The organism is Sutcliffiella tianshenii (genome assembly GCF_016908565.1).
Lineage (GTDB): Bacteria > Bacillota > Bacilli > Bacillales > Bacillaceae_I > Sutcliffiella_A > Sutcliffiella_A tianshenii.
Genome location: NZ_JAFBED010000001.1, coordinates 240,326 through 261,914 on the forward strand (window position 1 = coordinate 240,326; position 21,589 = coordinate 261,914).

At 37.6% G+C, this 21,589-nt stretch carries 19 protein-coding genes; 3 read left to right on the forward strand and 16 right to left on the reverse strand.

The window, feature by feature from the left end; genetic code table 11:
* Positions 1–356 precede the first annotated feature (356 nt).
* The 3 genes from JOC95_RS01070 to JOC95_RS01080 form a co-directional block, all read right to left on the reverse strand.
* Positions 357–1,199: a DegV family protein gene (locus JOC95_RS01070; RefSeq protein ID WP_204412613.1), complete on the reverse strand. Its 843-nt coding sequence runs from the start codon at positions 1,197–1,199 to the stop codon at positions 357–359.
* Between the two features lie 184 nt (positions 1,200–1,383).
* A complete protein-coding gene (locus tag JOC95_RS01075; RefSeq protein ID WP_204412615.1) occupies positions 1,384–2,085 on the reverse strand; it encodes a response regulator in 702 nt (233 codons plus the stop codon).
* Between the two features lie 26 nt (positions 2,086–2,111).
* Positions 2,112–3,254 (reverse strand): sensor histidine kinase, encoded by a 1,143-nt coding sequence (locus JOC95_RS01080; protein WP_204412618.1) that lies wholly within the window; start codon positions 3,252–3,254, stop codon positions 2,112–2,114.
* Between the two features lie 356 nt (positions 3,255–3,610).
* Between JOC95_RS01080 and JOC95_RS01085 the strand changes: the two genes are divergently transcribed.
* Together JOC95_RS01085 and JOC95_RS01090 are read left to right on the forward strand one after the other, a co-directional pair.
* Positions 3,611–4,249: a YigZ family protein gene (locus JOC95_RS01085; RefSeq protein ID WP_204412620.1), complete on the forward strand. Its 639-nt coding sequence runs from the start codon at positions 3,611–3,613 to the stop codon at positions 4,247–4,249.
* Positions 4,250–4,268: 19 nt separating this feature from the next.
* Positions 4,269–5,252 (forward strand): LCP family protein, encoded by a 984-nt coding sequence (locus JOC95_RS01090; protein WP_204412622.1) that lies wholly within the window; start codon positions 4,269–4,271, stop codon positions 5,250–5,252.
* A gap of 126 nt (positions 5,253–5,378) precedes the next feature.
* Here JOC95_RS01090 and JOC95_RS01095 read toward each other — a convergent pair whose 3' ends face one another.
* The 9 genes from JOC95_RS01095 to JOC95_RS01135 all read right to left on the reverse strand — a co-directional run bounded on the left by JOC95_RS01095 (position 5,379) and on the right by JOC95_RS01135 (position 15,603).
* Positions 5,379–6,725, reverse strand: a complete 1,347-nt coding sequence (locus tag JOC95_RS01095) for a sugar transferase (protein WP_204412624.1) — start codon at positions 6,723–6,725, stop codon at positions 5,379–5,381.
* Between the two features lie 274 nt (positions 6,726–6,999).
* Entirely contained in the window at positions 7,000–8,061 is a 1,062-nt protein-coding gene (locus JOC95_RS01100) for a glycosyltransferase family 4 protein (protein WP_204412626.1), read from the reverse strand.
* A gap of 340 nt (positions 8,062–8,401) precedes the next feature.
* A complete protein-coding gene (gene tuaG, locus JOC95_RS01105) occupies positions 8,402–9,172 on the reverse strand; it encodes a teichuronic acid biosynthesis protein TuaG (RefSeq protein WP_204412628.1) in 771 nt (256 codons plus the stop codon).
* Positions 9,153–9,308, reverse strand: coding sequence for a hypothetical protein (locus JOC95_RS01110; protein ID WP_204412630.1), 156 nt, complete (start codon positions 9,306–9,308; stop codon positions 9,153–9,155). Before JOC95_RS01110 ends, tuaG begins: the two co-directional genes overlap by 20 nt.
* A 4-nt stretch (positions 9,309–9,312) precedes the next feature.
* Positions 9,313–11,346, reverse strand: coding sequence for a cell wall-binding repeat-containing protein (locus JOC95_RS01115; RefSeq protein ID WP_204412632.1), 2,034 nt, complete (start codon positions 11,344–11,346; stop codon positions 9,313–9,315).
* Between the two features lie 34 nt (positions 11,347–11,380).
* On the reverse strand, positions 11,381–11,881 hold the full coding sequence (locus tag JOC95_RS01120; protein WP_204412634.1) for a hypothetical protein: 501 nt from the start codon (positions 11,879–11,881) through the stop codon (positions 11,381–11,383).
* Positions 11,882–12,002: 121 nt separating this feature from the next.
* Positions 12,003–13,319 (reverse strand): UDP-glucose dehydrogenase family protein, encoded by a 1,317-nt coding sequence (locus JOC95_RS01125; protein ID WP_275580503.1) that lies wholly within the window; start codon positions 13,317–13,319, stop codon positions 12,003–12,005.
* Between the two features lie 19 nt (positions 13,320–13,338).
* A complete protein-coding gene (galU, locus tag JOC95_RS01130; RefSeq protein ID WP_204412636.1) occupies positions 13,339–14,217 on the reverse strand; it encodes a UTP--glucose-1-phosphate uridylyltransferase GalU in 879 nt (292 codons plus the stop codon).
* 15 nt (positions 14,218–14,232) lie between these two features.
* Positions 14,233–15,603, reverse strand: coding sequence for an O-antigen ligase family protein (locus tag JOC95_RS01135; protein WP_204412638.1), 1,371 nt, complete (start codon positions 15,601–15,603; stop codon positions 14,233–14,235).
* Between the two features lie 206 nt (positions 15,604–15,809).
* On the opposite strand from JOC95_RS01135, the gene JOC95_RS01140 reads away from it, so the two are divergent.
* Positions 15,810–16,184, forward strand: coding sequence for a hypothetical protein (locus JOC95_RS01140; RefSeq protein WP_204412640.1), 375 nt, complete (start codon positions 15,810–15,812; stop codon positions 16,182–16,184).
* A gap of 11 nt (positions 16,185–16,195) precedes the next feature.
* Here JOC95_RS01140 and JOC95_RS01145 read toward each other — a convergent pair whose 3' ends face one another.
* The 4 genes from JOC95_RS01145 to JOC95_RS01160 form a co-directional block, all read right to left on the reverse strand.
* Complete coding sequence (locus JOC95_RS01145; protein ID WP_204412642.1) at positions 16,196–17,002, reverse strand: glycosyltransferase family 2 protein; 807 nt, start codon at positions 17,000–17,002, stop codon at positions 16,196–16,198.
* 45 nt (positions 17,003–17,047) lie between these two features.
* A complete protein-coding gene (locus JOC95_RS01150; protein WP_204412645.1) occupies positions 17,048–17,962 on the reverse strand; it encodes a glycosyltransferase family 2 protein in 915 nt (304 codons plus the stop codon).
* A gap of 30 nt (positions 17,963–17,992) precedes the next feature.
* Positions 17,993–19,111, reverse strand: coding sequence for a glycosyltransferase (locus JOC95_RS01155; protein WP_204412647.1), 1,119 nt, complete (start codon positions 19,109–19,111; stop codon positions 17,993–17,995).
* A 203-nt stretch (positions 19,112–19,314) separates the two neighbouring features.
* On the reverse strand, positions 19,315–21,567 hold the full coding sequence (locus JOC95_RS01160; RefSeq protein ID WP_204412649.1) for a SpoIID/LytB domain-containing protein: 2,253 nt from the start codon (positions 21,565–21,567) through the stop codon (positions 19,315–19,317).
* Positions 21,568–21,589: the final 22 nt, after the last annotated feature.

Below are 21,589 nucleotides of genomic sequence, written 5' to 3' on the forward strand. Positions count from 1 at the left end.
TTCATCACTCCTTTAGGTTATCTACATAGGATTCTTCACCGTGATTGTCAAATCCTGCTTTAATTAAATGTCATTTTCACTGCATTTCTTGCCGAAAAATTGCTTATGCACAATAATTTCGATTTACGCTCAATTTTAGAGTGGTTATGCACAAAAAATGCAATTTACGCTCAAAAACTACCCGCTTTCGGTGAAAAATTAAATTTTATGCACAATCCGCACCTTTCGCCACTAACCAACAAATTCCGCGCGCGGTCATACTCTCCCCCCGCCTGTATGTATTCAAAAAACAAAAAACACCACACTCCCAAAGTGTGGTGTCCCCCATCAAAACCCGCCATACAACACAAAAACATCTACCTCTTATACCACCCAAGCCCCAACGCACCCTCACCCAGATGCGTACCGATAACCGGGCCAAAATAACTCACAAAAAACTCCACGTGCGGGTATTTCAATGCAAGCTCCTTCATCATCTCTTCCGCTTCCGCTTCACGATTGGCATGAATCACCGACGCCCGCATCGGGACTCCCAAGGATGCATCTTCATCTAAAAGATCATACATCCGCTTGACCGCTTTTTTACGGGTACGAATCTTCTCAAAAGGAACGATTTTCGTATCCACGAAATGCAAAAGTGGCTTCACTTGCAATAAGCTCCCGACAAGCGCCTGGGCACTGCTCAAACGGCCGCCGCGTTGCAGATGGGAAAGATCGTCCACCATAAAATAAGCGCGATCCGACTCTTTCATCTCATTCAACCGAGTCATAATCTCTTCCGGACCCTTTCCTTCCGCAGCCATTTCAGCAGCTTCCAAGGCGTAGAACCCCTGGATCATGCAGCTGATTTCTGTGTCGAAAGCGTGCACTTCGATATTGTCCACCATGTCCCCTGCAGCAACCGCGCCCTGGAACGTTCCGCTGATGCCGCTCGATAAGTGGATGCTCACCACCGCGTCATAATTAGCGGAAAGCTTCTCATAAAGCTTCACAAATTCACCGATCGCCGGCTGGGAGGTGGAAGGAAGCTCCTTCTTATTCCTTACTTCATCGTAAAACTGGTCGACCTTGATTTCGACTTCCTCCTGGTAGGATTCGTTGCCGAATATCACATTAAGAGGAATCATATGTATGTGATGCTTTGCGCGTATTTCCGCTGGGATATAGGCTGTACTATCCGTAACTATAGCCGTTTTCATAATAAGTAACCTTCCTTAATCCATATTTCTTATAGGATGTTTTCGCATACAGTGTTGCTTTTGACGTATTCAACATAAGCAACAAACTTTACGAAAAGAGCCTTCTTATATATAGATTGTACATGAAACCCCCATAAGTTTCATCCAAAAAAAGAAAAGCCTTGGAGCTTCTTACTCTCCAAGACTAACGGACCTCTACCCAACCGTTTTTGATTGCTACTACTACGGCTTGTGTGCGGTCATTTACATTCATTTTTTGAAGGATGTTGCTGACATGGTTCTTCACTGTTTTTTCACTGATGAACAATGCTTCCCCAATCGCCTTGTTGCTTTTACCGTCTGCCAAAAGCTGAAGCACTTCGCATTCGCGGCGTGTCAAGAGGTGCAATGGACGTCTGATTTCGACTTGCTTATACGCAAGTGTTGCAGCACCACCGCCGTTGGATCCGCCGTTTTCGGATAGGCGTCGATATTCCCTTACCAGATTATGCGTCACCTTTGGATGCAGGTATGACCCGCCATCAGCGACAACCTTCACAGCGTCGACCAATGCATCTGCATCCATTTCCTTTAACAGATAGCCGCGTGCTCCTGTTTGCAGGGCGTGTGTCACATAGTTTTCATCATCATGGATGGAAAGGACGATGACCTTTGCTTCCGGGTTTGCCTCAACCAATTGCTTGGTCGCGTCGACACCGTTCATCTTCGGCATGTTGATATCCATGATGATGACATCCGGATTATGCTTTTCCATCAGGTCCAACGCTTCGATTCCATCGTCACCCTCTGCCACTACATGAAAGTTGGCTTCAAAATCCAGAATGCGTTTTACTCCTTCGCGGAAAAGCTGATGATCATCAATAATTACGATTTTTGTTGTATCCATTCTCTCTCATCCTCCCAAATCTTTCATTAGCTTAATGGAATCTGGATAAATACCGTGGTTCCCGATCCCGGCTTCGACTGTATCTTCAGTTCGCCGCTGATCAGTTCCACCCGTTCCCTCATTCCGAGTAAGCCAAACGACTTTTCTTTTTTTTCTGTCGTATCGAACCCTACTCCGTCATCCTTGACGATAACTGTAATAAGAGTGGGTTTTAATTCGAGTTTTACATGGATATGATTTGCTTGTGCATGCTTGATTGCATTTTGCAACGATTCCTGTACTAAACGGAATACTGCCACCTCTAGATTTGCCGATAGTCTTGATTCGGAACCCATGTGCATGAATTCCACCCTTGGCTGACCGTTATGATATTCCTCTGTTGTCGAAATGTATTTCTTTAAGGTTGGGATCAAGCCAAGATCATCCAGCGCCATCGGGCGAAGATCGTATATGATTCGCCTCACCTCATAAAGTGCGGAACGGACCATCACCTTCAAGGAGCGGATCTCGCTTAACGCTTCCGATGCCCCGCGTTCACGGAAGGTCCGGTCGATGAGATCTGACCGCATCATGACGTTGGCAAGCATCTGGGCCGGCCCATCATGGATTTCCCTTGATAGCCTCCGACGCTCTTCCTCTTGTGCTTCCATAATTTTAAAACCAAACTCACGCTTCTCAGATGCATCTGCTATCATCTGGCCTACCTGCTGCAGATCACTTGTTACATAATTCAGCACAACGGACACTTGACTGACTAGGCGATCAGCTTTCGTGATCGTCTCTTCGAGGTTGACCAGCCTGCGTTCAATCTCGTTTCTCCGATTGCGCAGCTGCACTTCCAATTGTGATGTTGTATGCAGCTCCAGCTGTAATTCATGCGCATGGTCATAGGCATGCCTGATTTGTTCTTCTGTAAATTTTTTGAATTGCCTGCTCACTTCTGATAATCGGTTTCTTGCCATGCGAACCTGCATCTCAAGTTTATCCTGCTTATGGATCAACTGTGCAACTTCAAGCTTTACCGAATTTAATTCCTTGGCCAGTGTCTCGAATTCTTTTCTTGAATTTTCCCCTATTTCGAAAATTTCATCTTTACTCACTTCGACCGTTTTTACCATTTGATCAATAATCATGTCTAATTGTTTAGAGTTTATAACTTTCCGAGACATAGGACATCCTCCAAAAGACCCTGTATTCTTAAAAGAATATCAGTATTACTTCTTATTCTATATAGTACATTATACCCAATAGACCAAAAGACACTACACGGTATACTATTCTTAATATTTTTGCACTTTGTGGGGGTAATGTCGAAAATTGTCCATTACTAATTATATCGGACAAAAGTTTTACTTGTATAACAATATTATTACAATTCAATTAAACAATGGTTATATTGTCGATTATAAGGGATTTGGAACTATATTTCATTTGATGTCATCTCCTTATAGACTTATAATGAGTAAGGTATGGCTTTGTTAAAAGTTATACCCATTGCATTTGTAAGCGAAGGAGAGTTGTCCGATTGCTATCTCAATACTTGACCGTTAAAGGGTACGGAGAGCACGAAATAATCATACAAAAATCAAGATTTATCGCCTATTTTAATAGAGCCACGACTGAGAATGAAGCACAAAATTTCATACAAGAAATCAAAAAAAAGCATTGGGATGCAACGCACAATTGTTCCGCCTACTTGATTGGTGAAAACGACCTTATCCAGAAAGCAAATGATGACGGAGAGCCAAGTGGCACAGCCGGAGTACCCATGCTCGAAGTATTAAAGAAAAAAGGGCTAAAAGATACGGTAGTAGTAGTTACCCGTTATTTCGGTGGAATTAAACTTGGTGCAGGCGGGTTGATTAGAGCTTATGGAAAGGCTGTTTCTGAAGGGTTGTCTGAAACGGGGATTGTACAGCTTACACTTACTAGACTAATGCATACAAGTATCGATTATACTTTGTTAGGAAAAGTTGAAAATGAAATTCGATCATCAAACTTTTCTATAAAGGATATACAGTATTCAGATTCTGTTCAATTGGATATCTTAGTCGAAGAAGAGCAAGTAGAAGATTACCTAAACTGGATAATAGAGCTTACCCAAGGTAAAAATACAACAAAAGAAGGCATATTAATGTATAGAGAGCAACAAGTGGTTATTTAGCCTAGAAGGAGATCAAACATTGAACAATTCAAGAATTAAACGTAGAAAGAACAAAAATAGAGTCATTAAACGCATTCTTAAGTTCTTATTAATTATATGTATAATTGGATTAAGTTATGGTGGTTATGTTATTTTCCAAACGCTGCAAGCAGCGAATGGAGCTTATACTGAGATCGACAGGGGTGGCAAGTCAGACCTGAGGGATAAAGAAATAAAGATAAGCAAAGATCCGTTCTCCGTGCTTATTATGGGTATTGAAGATTATTCTACTGGGGGGACGAACGGACGAACAGATAGTTTGATTGTTGCAACGATTGATCCAGGGAAGAAAACGATGAAGATGCTAAGTATACCTCGTGATACTCTTGTTACCGTACCTGAAGAAGGAGAAACCAAGATAAATCACGCACATGTATACGGTGGAAAGAATCTTACCATAGAAACAGTAGAAGATTTCTTAGAGGTACCTATTGACTACTTTGTTACGGTTAATTTTGAAGGATTTAAAAATATTATTGATATCGTGGATGGAGTTACAGTTGATGTACCTTTTGACTTTACTGAGACAAGCGATGAAACTAAAAAGAGATTAAGCTTCTATGAAGGAAAAATGAACCTTAACGGGGAAGAAGCTTTAGCCTATGCTAGAATGAGGAAGCAGGATCCAAGAGGTGACTTTGGCCGTAACGACAGGCAGCGTCAGATTATGGCAGCGTTCATTGATGAACTAGTTTCACCTAAGAACATTTTCAAAGTTGATGACATCTCAAAAGAACTGGGTAAAAACGTTGAAACCAATGTACGTGTTTCTGAAGGGATTGGACTTACTAAGCAATTTGCTAATTTTGACTCCAAAGACATTAGTACAATAACCTTGGAAGGTGAAGACTCCTATATTGGTGGGGTTTATTACTTTGTCCCCTATGAGGAAAGCGTCGAAGAAATAAAAGGCGAGATAAGAAATCATTTGCAAATTTCAGCTCCTGAGCAGGACTTGGAATAAAAGAAACCCCCTACCGTCATATGGCGATAGGGGGTTTCTTATTCTTATTAACTTCCTTTTTAACATCCAAAATAAAAACCGGGTAATTGACCAATATTTTGTGTCAACTACCCGGTTTTTATTAGTTTAGTTATTTTCTTGAGGCTGAGTTTTAACACCCTCTGATTTCGTTTTATCTACTAGTACCAGTACTGTTCTTAATAGAATTATGATATCAAACATCAATGAATAGTTACGGATATAGTGTAAATCAAATCTAAGTTTATCTTGAACGCCAGTAGTATATTTACCCATGATTTGAGCATAGCCAGTAATACCAGGTTTTACGGAGTTACGATATTCGTAAGAGCTGATATCCTTTTTAAACTGCTCAATGAAGAAGCTTCTTTCAGGCCTAGGACCAACAATAGACATGTCACCCTTAAGAACATTTAAAATTTGAGGAATTTCATCGATTCTCGTTGCTCTTAAGAAACTTCCTATTTTAGTAATGCGGGGATCTTTTTCTTTTGCAAGAGTTGGACCCGTGGCACTTTCTGCATTTTCAACCATTGTACGGAATTTAAGGATGCTAAACTCTTTATTATCTTTTCCAAGACGGGCTTGTTTGAAGAAAATGGAACCTTTCGGGCTCTCTAACTTTATTAATAAAGCGCCAAAAATTCCAATAGGTATTAAGAATGGAAGTACCACAATTGATACTACTAAATCAAACGTTCTCTTAATAATCTGTTGATCAATCGAAAGTCCAAATGGCTTGATGGAGAGTGCCATCGTATCTTCAAATGGCGTAATGTCTGATTTAGACAATAACAAGTCATAGAAAGATGGGACCAGATAAAGGTTCTTATTGTTCTTGAAGGAATAGTAAATGATGGAGCTCTTTTTCTCATCCGTATCCTTGGAGCCAATCACAACAGACTCTGCATTTTTAATAGCTTCATATATTTCTTCTATAGGAGAATTGTAGTCTATAAAATGCAAATTAATTTTTGAAGCAAATGTTTCTTCAACTTGATACATAAGTCTTCTTTTATCCTGAGGATTGGAAATAATTAGTACATTCTCAGGATTTGAAGTTTTTCTAATATACAAGAAAATAACTTTCCAAATAGTCAGTAGGGCAATTCCTATTATAAATGAAAGTAATATTACCGAGCGAGGTAATCCAAACGCTCTGAAAAAGAACGATACTGCCATGGTAGCAATCGTGATGGAGGTGGTACTGACAATGATGCTTCCAAAGTAATCAAACAATCTCTTTCTGCGAGAAGGATTTACTTCAAATACTGACAAGAAAAATACACTGATTAACATGATCCAAGGGAGGACCGAGAAAAAGGAATCCCAGTTTCGCGCATCATATGTCTCAGAACGTATATAAAAGGCCAGAAAATACGATATTGTAATCAAAGCAACATCAACAACTATAAAAGCAACTCTCGTTCCTTTTTCATCTAGAATGTTTTTCAAGTTTAAAACTCCTTTTTTAATGGTGTCTGTAAGTACAACGTAATAATCTATAAGTCTGAATATCTACCTTTATAGGTCAAAGAAAAAAATAAAAGTTTCTATTTCATGAATCGTAAACCACAACAAAAACTAGTATACATTCTATAAGCAAAAAAAGAAATAACTAGTTGTACCTTTTCAAATTAAATACCCTGGGAATTTTTATGTGATTCATCAGACTTTCTTCCTGAATTTCTAAGTTCATCAAAAAAGAGTGATCAAAGGTAATGCGTAATCACTCTTTTCCTGTGACCTTTTTATATAGATGGATAAACGGTTTATAGCGAACATTTATGATGCCCACAAGTTCTGCAGTAAATTGGATGATGATGATCAACGTTATAATGATGACGATTCCACCAATAAATGTCGCTGATTCTAACAGTACTGCACAGACACTGAAGAAAATTCCGAATGCATAGATGAGTAACACGGTATTTCTATGTGATATCCCTCTTGCTAAGAGGCGATGGTGAAGATGGCTCTTATCAGGAGCAGAAATGGGTTGTTTATTAAGTATTCTCCTTATGATGGCGAAGGCTGTATCAAATATTGGAACACCCAGGATGATGATAGGAATGACAAAACTAAAGAGCGTAACGCTTTTATACAGCCCCAATAATGAAAATACCCCGATACAATACCCAAGGAATAAAGCCCCAGTATCACCCATAAATATCTTGGCAGGATGGAAGTTGTAAAATAAAAACCCTAATGTGCTTGCAAGTACAATTAAGCAAAGTGCAAGTATCAGCTCTTTACCCGCAAGTCCTGCCATAACTGCCAATGTAGCAAAAGCTATTGCTGAAATACCAGCAGCTAGACCATCAAGACCATCAATCAGATTAATGGCATTTGTGATGCCAATAATCCAAAGAAGTGTCACCGGTATGGCGAACCACCCTAAATCAAACCTATCGAATACAAATGGGATTGTTAAAAAATCTATAGTAAGACCTGAATATATGACAGTCCCCGCAGCAAGGATCTGACCCAAAAGCTTCATTTTTGCACTCAACTCATACATGTCATCCAAAATGCCTGTTACAATAATTATTACTGCACCAGCCACGATACCGTATATTCTTTCATCATAAAGGCCAAATACCAAATACCCCACTGCTACACCGATAAAGATTGCCAATCCTCCAAGTCTCGGCATTATCTTTTGATGCACCTTTCGAAGGTTAGGTTTATCAGTTGCTCCAATTTTATGGGCGAGCTTTATGACTAAAGGAGTAACGAATAGGACAGTAGCAAAGGAGGCCAAAAATGTAAAAATAAGTTTTATGTCCATTGTTACAACCACCTATCATTTATTTTTCTTATTTTTTACAAACAAATGAAAATGAATGTAAAATAAAATAGCCAATATTTGTTTTAATCAGCAGATGAATAAATTCTAGTTAATTGTAGCAAACTTGATTCGACATAATTCTAACAATAACATTATATTTTGATTAAAATTATGACAAAATTTTCATTAAAGCATTTCACTCTTTAAATACCCAATTTGTTAGACGTAAAACACTCAAAATAGTTTCACTTTTTTAGCATAATAAAGAGGCTAGTACCCAAAACAAAGATTATCCCTATTTTGAATCAGCCTCTTTTCAATTTTTAATAAGTGCTACAACTTACGCTTGAACTCTCTTTTTAATGGCGGTATAGGCATAATTCATAAAACACCAGCTGGCATATATCAGGTTCAGCTTTTCGATTTTTCGGTAGACATACCAGTTTCTTTTTGCTGCCTGCAGTTTGTTGCTTGAAATGGAGCCTTCCACTATACGGTATATCGACAAAGGCTCATGAACTGCGTAAGCCCGGTGCCCTTTTTTCAATATAGACAACCATAGGGCAAAATCTTGTCTTGTACGGATATTCGGCATTCGAACATTTCCTACCTGCTCACGATCAAGAATGACCGTTAAGCACCCTATAATAGTATTCTTAAGCAAGCCTTTATAGTCGATGCTGTCTGGCATGCTTATTGTTTTATCTAGAGGTGTGCCGTCTTGATCCATCAGCTCGTAGGCGGTAAAAGTAAATGCATATTGATTTTTCATCATAAAAGCAAGCTGTTTTTCTAGCTTGTACGGTTTCCAAAGGTCATCGCTATCCAAAAAGGCAATATATCTTCCTTCAGCAGCATCAAGGGCTGTATTCCGCGCAACTGCAGCTCCACTATTTTCTGTTAGCTGGATCAATTTGATTCTTTTGTCTTTTTGCATATACTCATTAATGATTTCAATACTTTGATCAGTAGACATATCATCAACGAGTATCATTTCCCAATTTTGATATGTTTGATCCATTACGGATTCGATTGATTTTCCTATATATTTTGCAGCATTATACACGGGGGTAATGACTGAGACCAAAGGTTCATCTGTCTGGATATTCATATTCTCTTCCTCCTGCCATCAATGAAGCAACTATATTAATAATGTTTACAATAAAATTAAATACATTCCCAATAAATATGCAAATGGCTACCGTAAAACCGATAGCCATAAAATTATTTATACTATCATCAGTCATACGCCTAATATCCAGACAGCAATCGATCTATTTCCCAAATAACAGAAGAATCGACCGCTTTTCTTCCACCGAATATATTAAAGCTTTTCTTTGGGTGAATGAGTAAATATTTCTCGGTGGCAGCATCGACATCATCAGGTCGTACTAAAAGTAATGCTTTATTTTGCTTCGCAGACAGTAATCCTCCTGAAAGGGCATCCTTAAAATCCTTTCCAGTAGCAAAATTATATCCCTCACAATGACAAGGAAAACTAGATAATACCTCAATATTGGTTGCATACCGGTTGGCACCCGATATTCTTTTCGCATCCAAAGATGCTTCCAGCGCAGTGCTCACAACTGCAGTACCACCTATTATATAACGGTTTTTAAAATCATTATCCTGGATGAACTGTTTAGTTGCATCCGGAACCCAAGTTTTTTCTACAAATAAAATGGGTATTCCCTTTGTTGCTGCATGAGCAGATATCGATAAGGCATCAGGAAAACTCTTGCCATTTACAACTATAACATCTTCACTTGTTGTGGAGAGGAACTTATTTATCTCTACCGCTGTATCGTATCTTGTTTTCCCTGAAATCCTTTCTGTTATCAAACCATTAGTGATAAGCTTCTTTTCTACTTCTTTGCTTATTGCCTGTTCTCCGCCTACTACAATAACATGATTGACTCCCATCTCCTTCATCGTAATAATGGATGATTGTGGAAGGTAGTTGTTTTCTGTTAAAAATATAGGACTATCCAATTTATAGGCTAAAGGAACAGTAGCTAAGCTGTCTGCGAAATTTTGGTTGCTGGCTAACAAGGCAAACTTTCCTTTTATATTCCTTATACCGTTTGACAGTGTTTTTTCTTCCAAAGTAGTCCATCCATTAAGTGCTATGGCAACGGAGGTTTCGAGGGAGTTCTTTCCTGATATTCTATTTTTCTGATGATAGTATTGAACCGCTTCCTCCACATTAGCAATGCCATGCTTCACTGGCAAATGATCCATATGCACACTTGACTCTTCAATGATATGTGAGAGTTGGGCTGAGGAAAGTCCATAGTCTATGCTTTTCAAGAAAGCTGCTTGTGAAGCGATTATCGGTGAAGCCATACTCGTTCCATCCATGTACTTGTAACCTTCAGCAAAAGTGGTTAAATGCGTACTAAATATATTTACACCTGGGGCTGCTACAGAAACCCATTCCCCGTAATTAGAAAAGCTAGCCATATCATGCCCATTAACTGCTCCTACAGAAAGTACATCTGAATAGCCAGCAGGAAATTGCACTTCAGGTGATGCACTGTTTCCTGCAGCTGCAACTACCAGGACATCCTTGGAGATGGCATTTGCAATTGCAGTTTGAACCAAAGTACTTTTATTTGGTCCAGCAATGCTTATGTTGATGATATCCGCGCCATTGTTTACAGCAAAATCAATCCCCTTTGCTATATCTGAAGCGAATGCTCCATCCTTGTCGCCAACTTTTATCGGCATAATATTTACCTCTCTTGCAATAGAAGCTATACCAATGCCATTATTTGTTGAAGCACCTACAAGTCCGGACACATGGGTACCATGCCCAATTTCATCTGTAGGCATACTTCCAGGTGACAATACATTAAAAGGCTTAACAATTCTACCTTTTAAGTCAGGATGCATGTGATCAATACCCGAATCAAGTATAGCAACAGTCGGAGTTGAATTTTGGTTATTATTCAACCATGCATTTTCCACACTTAATATTTCAAAATAATTCGCTTGGTTATTGATTAATGGATCATTTACTGCATAGTAATACTTACTATCCTCTTCCATGTAATCTATGGCAGTATTTCTTTCGAGCTGTTTCTTAATTTTTTCAAAATCCTTCTTCTGAATATTCTTTATCTCCAACTTCTCGTTTTGAGTATAGGATAATTTGCGATTTTCCTTATACTTTATGATAATTCTCATATTCTCTTCAGAGTTCGCAAATGCTTCTTCTGTACCTAATGAGAAATAAATACAAACAAAACTCAATAGAAGAAGTACTCTGTTAATTTTTCTCATACCATTGTTTCTCCCCGTTGCTCACTTCTAAAGCTTATTTAAAATCAATATCTGTAATTACCCAGCCGTTTCCGGACTTTTCAACGAAAAGGAAAACATCTATGGATTGATATTCATCGAACCAGTTCACACGAACTTCTTGATCTTCCAGAGGGACATATTCCGCACCTTCAATTTCAGAACTCAATGAAAGAAACCGATTAACAAGTCCATCCACTTCGTCACTCTCTCCAGACCAATAGGCAGTCAATTTGCTCAGGATGGGATCGGAAAAATAATTAGATAAATAATCCTCTATCTCTTCTTTGGTCATATCTTCTGGATTAGGGTAGTCCTCTGACATGGTTAAGTTGTGGAATTTAAACTTAGCTATTTCAATATAAGACATAATATTCTTTTGTTGCCCAGTACTTACTTCTACTTCTTCTTCTTTTTCTTGGTTATACAAAACTTCCCCACTATCCAAAAAGAAAAAGCCGGAAATAAAAAGAACCCCAAACAATATAAGTACAATCTTTTTCCAATTGTTTTTCACAATTATTTCACCTCAATGAGAGTCATTATTACATTTTTTATTTCTACATAACCAAAAGATGTGTAGAAGTTCCTACACATCTTTTATAGTCAATTAGGTGTTGCGATTGAACCGCCAATTATTAGATTTGAGCAGCTTTAACTGTTTTCCTACCTATGGAAGCATAGTAGAAGCCTAAATTCTCCATCTGCTCTAAAGGAAACATGTTTCTACCATCTATCATAACTGGATGACGAAGCTTGGATTTAAGGTCTTGAAGATCCATTTCTTTAAATTCGTTCCAATCAGTTAGAATGATTACAGCATCTGCATCTTGAACCGCTTGTTCGTAAGATTCAACTGTTTGAAGACCTGCAATTTCTTTTTTGGCGTTTTTCATTGCTACAGGATCATACGCCAGGACCTCTGCACCGTCACTATGCAGCTTTGGGATGATATCAATGGAAGGCGCTGCTCTCATATCGTCAGTGTTCGGCTTGAATGCCAATCCAAGAATTGCAATACGCTTGCCGCTAATATCCCCATTCAAAGCTTCAACCAATTTGTCATATACACGATATCTTTGTTGCGCATTTACATTTTCGACGTCTTTAACAATTTTCAAGTTGTACCCTGCGTTTTCAGCGATATTGATCAAGGCATTCGTATCTTTCGGGAAACAAGAACCACCATATCCTATGCCCGCAGACAAGAATGCTTTTCCAATTCTGTTATCATGCCCCATACCTTCTGCCACTTTTGTAACATCAGCACCTACTAATTCACAAATGTTAGCTATTTCATTAATAAAGCTGATTTTTGTTGCAAGGAATGCATTAGCCGCGTACTTAATCATTTCAGCTGTTTCGATATCCGCAATAACCAAGTTTGTTTGAAATGGTTCATGAAGATTTGATAAAACATCCTTTGCTTTATCTGATTCCACTCCTATTACTGCACGTTCCATATTCATGGTGTCATAAATAGCAGAGCCTTCACGAAGAAATTCAGGGTTAGAAGCTACATCAAAATTTGAATGTCCTGCTTCTTCCGCAATAATTCCTTTAATCCATTTTCCGGTTCCAACTGGCACCGTACTCTTTGTGACAATCACTTTATAATCCGTTAAGTTTTTCCCAATAGATCTTGCTACAGCCTCCACAAAGCGAAGGTCCGCTTCCCCTGTTTCTTTCGGAGGTGTCCCAACTGCAATGATCACCACCTCCGCATCGTTCATTGCGGTTTGTAATTCCGTAGTAAAATGGAGTCGATTTTCTTCGATGTTTTTCAACACTAATTCATCAAGACCTGGCTCATAAATTGGGATTATTCCCTTTTTAAGATTTTCGATCTTATTTTCATCGATATCAACACAAGTTACGTTATTTCCTATATCACTAAAACAAACTCCAGAAACCAGGCCGACATAGCCTGTACCAATTACACAAATATTCATCATTTATCCCTCGCTCGCTATTCTAAATGTTGCGGACTAAATCTTTCAACAGCTTTGAAACTGGGTCTCTTAAATCGTCCCTCATTAATGCAAATTCAACTTGAGCTTGGATGAATCCGAATTTATTTCCAATATCATATCTTCTTCCTTTGAAATGATACCCATAGACATCCTGAATATTCGTAAGTTCTTGAAGTGCATCCGTTAGCTGGATTTCATTCCCTCTGCCAGGTTCAATTGTTTCCAGGATATTTATTATTTCTGGTGTCAGCACATATCTTCCCATTATCGCTAAGTTTGATGGTGCTTCTTCAAGAGGTGGCTTCTCTACTAATGCGTTTACCTTGAATAAGTCTTTGCCACTTTCATTCTTATCATAATCGATAACACCGTAGCTAGAAAGGTCACTATCCGGCACTTCCTGTACTCCAATTACAGAAGAGTTATTCATTTCAAACTCATTGATCAATTGTTTTAGACAAGGCTCATCTTTGGAAACAACAATATCATCTCCAAGCATGACCGCGAATGGTTCATTACCAATGAATTTTCTTGCACACCAAATGGCATGTCCCAATCCTTTAGGTTCTTTTTGACGAATATAATGAATATCGGCCATTTCCGAAATCATTTTTATTTCCTCTAATTGTTCATACTTCTCTTTGGCAATTAAAGTTTCTTCTAATTCCAAGGAACGATCGAAATGATCTTCGATTGCTCTTTTTCCTCTACCGGTCACGATAAGAATTTCTTCAATTCCTGATTGGATGGCTTCTTCAATAATGTATTGAATCGTTGGTCGGTCAACGATTGGAAGCATCTCTTTTGGTTGTGCTTTTGTCGCTGGCAAAAATCTTGTTCCTAAACCCGCTGCTGGAATAATTGCCTTTTTTACTTTCATATACTTACACCTCAATCAATTATTTTTAATAGCTGAATTCCTTCCTATTCCTCTTTTCCCTAATTCCATAAAAATAAAAATAATAATGATCATCACCCAAAATCTTGGAGATGCAAAATCAGCACGATACATAGCAGTGATCCCAAGATGTACCCACAATATTAAGGCGTATAGAAAGTACTTATGTTCATTTCTCTGTCGGAACAAACGATAGAACACAAACACAAACATGCTAATAAGGAAAAGGAATCCAAAAACTCCATGTTCAAACAATAAATCAATATAGATATTATTGGACGTTGCACTTACAGGTCCCTGGTGATACAAGAACTTTGTTTGGTTTAAAAACCAGTAACTTCCCGGACCAAAGCCAAAAATACCATTTACAATTGAGTAGTCAAAAAGCCATACAATTGGCATTACGAGCATATACAGACGACTGTGGCGTTGTATATCAAATAAGGTGTCAAATCTGCCAAGGATAGGCTGTAATGCCTGCAATACAAAATCCCATTTAAAAAGCGCTAAAAGCAACAATGGGATGAGTGCATACAGGGAATATAAGAAAATCTTCTTTTTATTCTCAACCTTGGTAGTCAGTAAAACCACAATTACAAATCCCATCAACATCATTAAGTTGGCATATCCACTGACTGAAAATGAAAACACTAAAACAAACAAGGATGGAATAAGTACTTGCCAGAAGTATTTAGTTTTTTTACTGTATACTACAAATCCTATTACGATGGCATCAATTAGAAAAGGCACAAGATAACTTGGTTCATCCGTTAAAGAAGTCAGTCTGAAGTTGAATAGAACATCCGATTTCACACTGTGTACAAACGAACGTGTGTTAAGGTCAAGCATTGGGTATCCGATCATGAAATGAAGGAATTGCCAGATGCCGACAATTACCACGACTAAGATTCCATACAAATAGAATCTTGTAATGGTTAACAGTGTTTTTTCACTTAAAAAACGAATTAGTTTAAAGAAACTATAGAACAAAACAAAGTACATGGTAAGGTTTATCATTCTAGTTGGCATAGATTGCATAACATAATCAACATATTGAGAAGATAGCATATATGTCAAATTAAAAAAAGCGGCTAAAACAGATAACACAGCCGGAAGGTATATTGAGCTTAAATAAAATCTCTGTTCCAAATTAAGTTTTTCAAACTTCTCTCTTTCTTTAATATGTAATAGAAATACAAAGAAAATCAAGCATGTTGTGAAAAATGTTACTAACACAGAAGAAGGGACAGGCGTTAGTTTCTGAAAGATTCCGGAAACTGAGAAAGGAGCCAAAAACATAAATAGACCCATAGCTAACAGGATTATTTTATCCTGGTGCTGTTTAGATGCTGTTAATAAATAACCCATTTGATGATACCAATCCTTTACTTTTCTTTTTTCAACTCACCTAATTAGATATAATAACATATGTGCTTCCCTACGTTAAATAGTTTACCCACTTTGCTTTGATTCATTTGATTTATGCGAAAAAAGCTTTATAATATTGCTATATTGCTTGAACATGTCCCGTAACAAATAGTACGTAAATGAAAAAAATCTTCTGGGGGATGACAATGAAGGCTAAACTCTTATGTATCATTTCAATACCATTAATGCTCTTAACTGCATGTGGGGACAATGTCCTCGTAGTCAGAACTCCTTTAGAAGGAGATTATTATGTCAGAACTAATATAGAGAATCTAGAGTGGAAACATTTTTCAGACATGATTTCTTCTGATAGTGGAATTGAAGAAAAAGACTTTGATCAATTAAAGTTGACTTTGAAAACCAACCCAAAAACCAGGTATATCATGGTTGCAGATGAACTATACAGGTTTGATCAAAATGGAAAAATGATTTATTATACCGATTGGGAAGAAGAAGAAGGTGAGTATAAAATGGAAAGCTTGGTTTTTCCTGATTATGATACTACCGAAAACATCGAGTAGAAAACGTAAATTTAACGTTTTCTACTCTTTTTATATCGAAACATCTCACCGAGTGAATTCAAATAAAAAGGAATAGGCTTTTCCAAATGATTTAGCTTCTTCAGAAATAATAATGTTAGTAAAACTATTCCAATTGGTGTATTAAAGATTCGCTTGAACATTGGACCTTTACTTGCAAATGCTTTTTTATTCAATCTTGTATCCATACTCGGTTTAGCATGATACACAACCACTTCCGAGACATAGCCTGCCTTGTATCCTTCCTTATGCATCGTATGAAGAAATATGTTTTCTTCCCCACTTGGATATTTCGCCCCCAATCCAAAATCCTCATCGAAGACCACTTTATCTTTATCAACGACAGATAAATTAATGAATATTTCAATAGATGATTTACGAAATAATTCGAGAAAACTAACTTTCTCCTGGGGTTCTTTAGGATATTCTTTATAATAAACCTCTTTTTCCGGATCATAAATCTGAAAGCAGGCAATGCCAATCGAATGTTGATTGAAGTAACTTTGAACCTTTTCAAAAGCATCAGACTTATACCAGCAATCATCATCAGAAAAGGTTACGATGTTTCCTTTTGTATATTTAATCCCTACATTACGCGAAAGGGATAGACCTTTTTGCTCAAGTTTAATATGTTGTATAGGAAAGGAGTACGGTGCAAGTAGTTCTCTCACTTTATCATGGTTATCTTGAGAAACTACAATTGCTTCGAAATCTTGCAGCGTCTGACTACTAAGACTTTGAAATAACCTTACTAATTCCTTTTCCCTGGTTCCTAGTGTAGGTATGACAACACTAATCATCTTTATCGCCCTCACCATCTGCATTATTAATAATTGATTATCAAATTACTTTCGTTTAAGTGGAAGAACAGAAATTATTTCTAATAAAAACGGTGGCAACAAATATGCTACTGCTTTTGCATTTGGATAATAGTAAAAGCTCTTAAACGAATATTTCAACGAATAGAAGTATCTGGTACGATGAACAGCTTTGGATAAATACAAATACCGCGAAGATTTAAATCTCTTTTTATATTTACTGTCGATTGCTTCCAATGTATCCTTGTATTTTCCGAATAGATATTTTAATGCCTGGTGGTGATTTTCGCTTTTCCCACTGATTTGATTCTGAGCATTCTTGGCGATTGTATATCGAACATTATATTTATTATCATGGGCAATGTTTGTATATTTGCAGCATCTGATCCATAGATCATAGTCCTGCATGGCAAGCAGATTATCATCAAAACCGCCTGCTTTTTCAAACACTTCTTTTTTTAGAGCAACAGATGAAGTTGTTCCTATATGATTATCTTCAAATATACTCGGATATAGGTTGCCACTTCTAATTGCAGGGATTTTCCGGATGACCTTCTTCCGGTTTGTGTTATAAACAACTAATTTACCCGAGTAAACTAAACCTACTTCAGGATTCTTTTCAAAGACATTTAATTGACTTTTGATCTTGTCAGGCTCCCATGTATCATCGTCATCCAGGAACATGAGAATACTTCCTGTAGCATGACCAGCGCCTAGATTTCTAGCGTAGCAAGCGCCTTTGCTGTTCTCAATTTTAAATACATGTAATTGATAATCCTTGCTTTTAAAACCCTTTAATGATCGTTCTGTTTTTTCATTAGCACCATCAATAACCACAATAACTTCACTCGGCCTCACTATCTGCTCGTTTATACTTTCCAAAGATTGAAGCAAAAGATCCGCTCTATCGTGTGTAGGGATGATGACAGACACTTTGTTCATATATGCTTTCACCCTAACCCTTCATTTCTTCTACCTGTCTCTAACCAATATCTTTTCGTAATTTCTTATAACATTACTCTTCTCCATTTGACTTAAATGATCACTGACTTTATTTTGATCAAACTCAACGGGATGTTCCATATATTGTAATATCGCTGAAGCAAGTCCATTTCGGTCTCCTACATCGACCAGTTTGCCAAACTCCCCATTTTTAAGTATTTCTTCAGGACCGCACTTGCAATTAGTTGAAACGACAGGTGTTCCAAGATGCAGTGCTTCCACTAATACATTCCCAAAACCTTCCCAGCGTGATGTTAATACAAAAAGAGAAGCTCTTTTAATGAATGTATATGGGTTGGGGGCAAATCCATATAGGTCAACGACATCCTGAAGTTTCATCCTATCAATAATTTCATGCATTTCTTTTTTTATTGACGTCTTCCCATCCCCCAAAATAATTAAACGTGCATCAGTTCTCTCTGAGTACACCTTTGAGAATGCATATAAAAGAGTAGGGTAATCTTTCGCTTCAAAAATCCTTCCAACAGAAACTATTGTAAAAAACTGATTGTTATCCAACCAAGGATGCGATATCGCCTCCATCGCATTACATGTAATACTATTATCAATGACCGGGTTATAAATCACATCTATATTACCACTTGGAATCCCTAAAAATTCCCCTGATTCTTCAGCCACGCATTTAGATACTGCTACATATCCTGAGGCATATGGAAATAGCCATCTCATTAATCCAGGATAAATACGATGCATCATTGTCCTCGGCTTTAAATAGGATTGCTTTAAATTTGTATGAAGACTTATTACATGACGAGTTTTCACACTGGCTAATCTTATGGCAGCACTGGCAATAATATTAGCATTATCTAACGCTGAAAGAAGTACATCTGGCTCTTCCTGTTTAAGGTAGCTACTCAATTTCCAAATACTAAAAAATGTTTTTTTTGCACCTAAGTCGACTAAATTGACTTTGGGTGAAACACTTGTCAGTAATTGTCCGTTCTTTTTAACTAATACAAGATCAACCCTATAGTCCAATTCCGCAAAACCGTTTGCTAATGTAATTATGACTTTTTCAGCTCCGCCAAACGTTAGAACGGGTATAAAGAAAGCAATATGTTTTTTCATTCCCATGATACCTCATATCTTTTGATATCCCATTTCTGTCCCTGGTTCTTCAAGTAAAACACCTGATTTTCTCTACTAATCAATTACACTTTATTAGAAAACCGATTCTACTTATACTTCATATATTATACATAAAAGTCCAATTAACTAAAACTCTCTAGTATAAAATGAAAAGCTGTCCTTAATTGGACAGCTTTTCACCATTAATCCAGTACATTTTGCTGAATCATATTTCTTGTGTATTCCGATATCGCGCCAGTACCACCTAGATAGTGAATTTGGGGGATATAATGAATATTCTCGTTGATAAACCCACTCACCTCATCTGGAAGGGAGTCTTTTTTCGTTAGTAATAATGGAGCCTCCATTTTTGCTGCAAGTACAGAACCTGGTAAAGCATCGATGAACTCTTCGCCTCTAGCAAAGAATAGATTACGCGGATCCAAATCATACTCGTTGACTATTGCAACACTAGTTGCGTAGCGGTCTGTCCCTCTCACCCTCTTTACCTCTTCTGTTAAAGTTTTTAGCTTCATTTCCACATTTTCTGAAACAGCTTGAGTTCCACCGATAATCGTTACTTTTTCTATATTATGATCAATCAAGTATTTTTGAACACTATCTGGCAGTGCATCATTTCTAGTAAACAAAATCGGCACTTGATTCAAAGCTGCATATGAAGCGATAGATAATGCATCCGGAGAAGTAGAGCTGCCTGATGTAAGAATTACTTCTCCTTTTGGTTGAAGTTGTCCTGCTACGTCTACAGAAGTATCATATCTGTCACTTCCACTGATTCTTGTAACTTTAGTAGAGTGATTCTGAAGATTGTTGAATGTCTTCTCAGAAATTGCTGATGTTCCACCGAGCACCAAAATCTCATTGATAGCAACAGATTGCAATAGCGTTTGGACTGAAGCCGGAATTTCATCGGTTTTTACCAATAGTAGCGGAGCATTATGTTTTTTCGCCAGTACACTACCTGTTAATGCATCTACAGGGTTATCTCCACGACCAATTACCACCGTTTGGAATCCATTGTCCCAACCATACTCTGCAATTCTTACACTAGTTTCATAACGATCAGAACCTCTTAGACTTGTATTTATCTGATTAAAGATGTAGTTTTCATAGTTTGTATTTTCATAATAAAAGGACAGGATTTCATTATAGGATAGTCCTGAATCAGCCATCGCCTTTGCGCCATATTGGCTCATCCCGACTCCGTGACCCCATCCTTTTCCTTTGATTTCAAAGACAGCATCTTTAAGAGTAATGGACTCAATAAAATGACTTTTAAATTCATTAATGCCGAACATAGTGCGCAAGTTACTGATAGCCGTGTCCGACGCTTGGAAAGAATGAAGTTTTATCTTCCCTTCTTCCATAACAAAACTGCCATCTTTATTTTTCAAGAGGTACTTAATGCTGTAACTCCCTTGAGTTCTTCTTTGGCCTGGTGTGAGTGAATCGGATACTGCAATATTGTCGATACTAGTCAGCTTTATTTCAAGATCTTTTAACGCTGGGACCTTGGTCTTTAAATAGGTTTTAATATTGTTGATTACTTTGGCTTCCGTGGTATCCTTTAAACCCGACTCTTTTGTTTCATTCCACCATTCAGCCGGCTTCTCCATGTTTAGTTCTTCTAGGTCAATTTGTTTCTGATTCATTTTTAAACTCCAAGGAAAAGCTGGATCATAAGGGTCTGCCTTGGCTTTTAAGTAGTCCAGCTGTGTTCCCCCTGGCCAAGCACCTTTGTTACTTTCTATATAGCCTCCATTATTGGAGCTGAAAACTGCATCAATCAAGTTTCCTTTATAGGTTAATACTTGACCTTTTGTAGCATTGACTGCTTCATTAGTATTCTTATATGATGTTTTATTCAACCATATGTAACCATCATATCGCTGGGAGCCAACATCATCTGTTATTACTTGGTTAACTCTTTTTAAAGCGTAAGTCCTTGCTGCAACAGCCTGAGCTTTTAGGGCTTCCACATTCCAACTCGGAAAAACTTCACTTGGTAAGACACCTTTGAGGTAATCCTCCATAGGCAAGGTGTTGATAGGAACAACATTATTATTTTCCAGAGTGAATTTGATATTCCCTAAGTAAGGTCTTCCTTGTAACTTAATGTGGTTGTCTTGGCTATATTTGACCGGTTTAACTTCAAAAGGTCCTGTAAAACTCTTAACCTTTGTACTATTTTCATATAAATCTATTTGTTGGTTATTCACTTTAACCAGATAGTCATTATCCATGCTTAAAAGGAACGAGCTGTCCCCTACCAGTTGATAGGATCCAACAAAATTAAATGCAATCTCGTTTTTCCCTTTCAGATGATACTTAAGCTTAACTGAAACCTCATTTGGGATTGAAGAAGCTTCAACTTGATTAAAGCCAGGCACTAAAATAAAACAAGTGAAAATTAAAGCAGTGATTATATTTTTCAATTTTCTTCCCCCTTAATATACT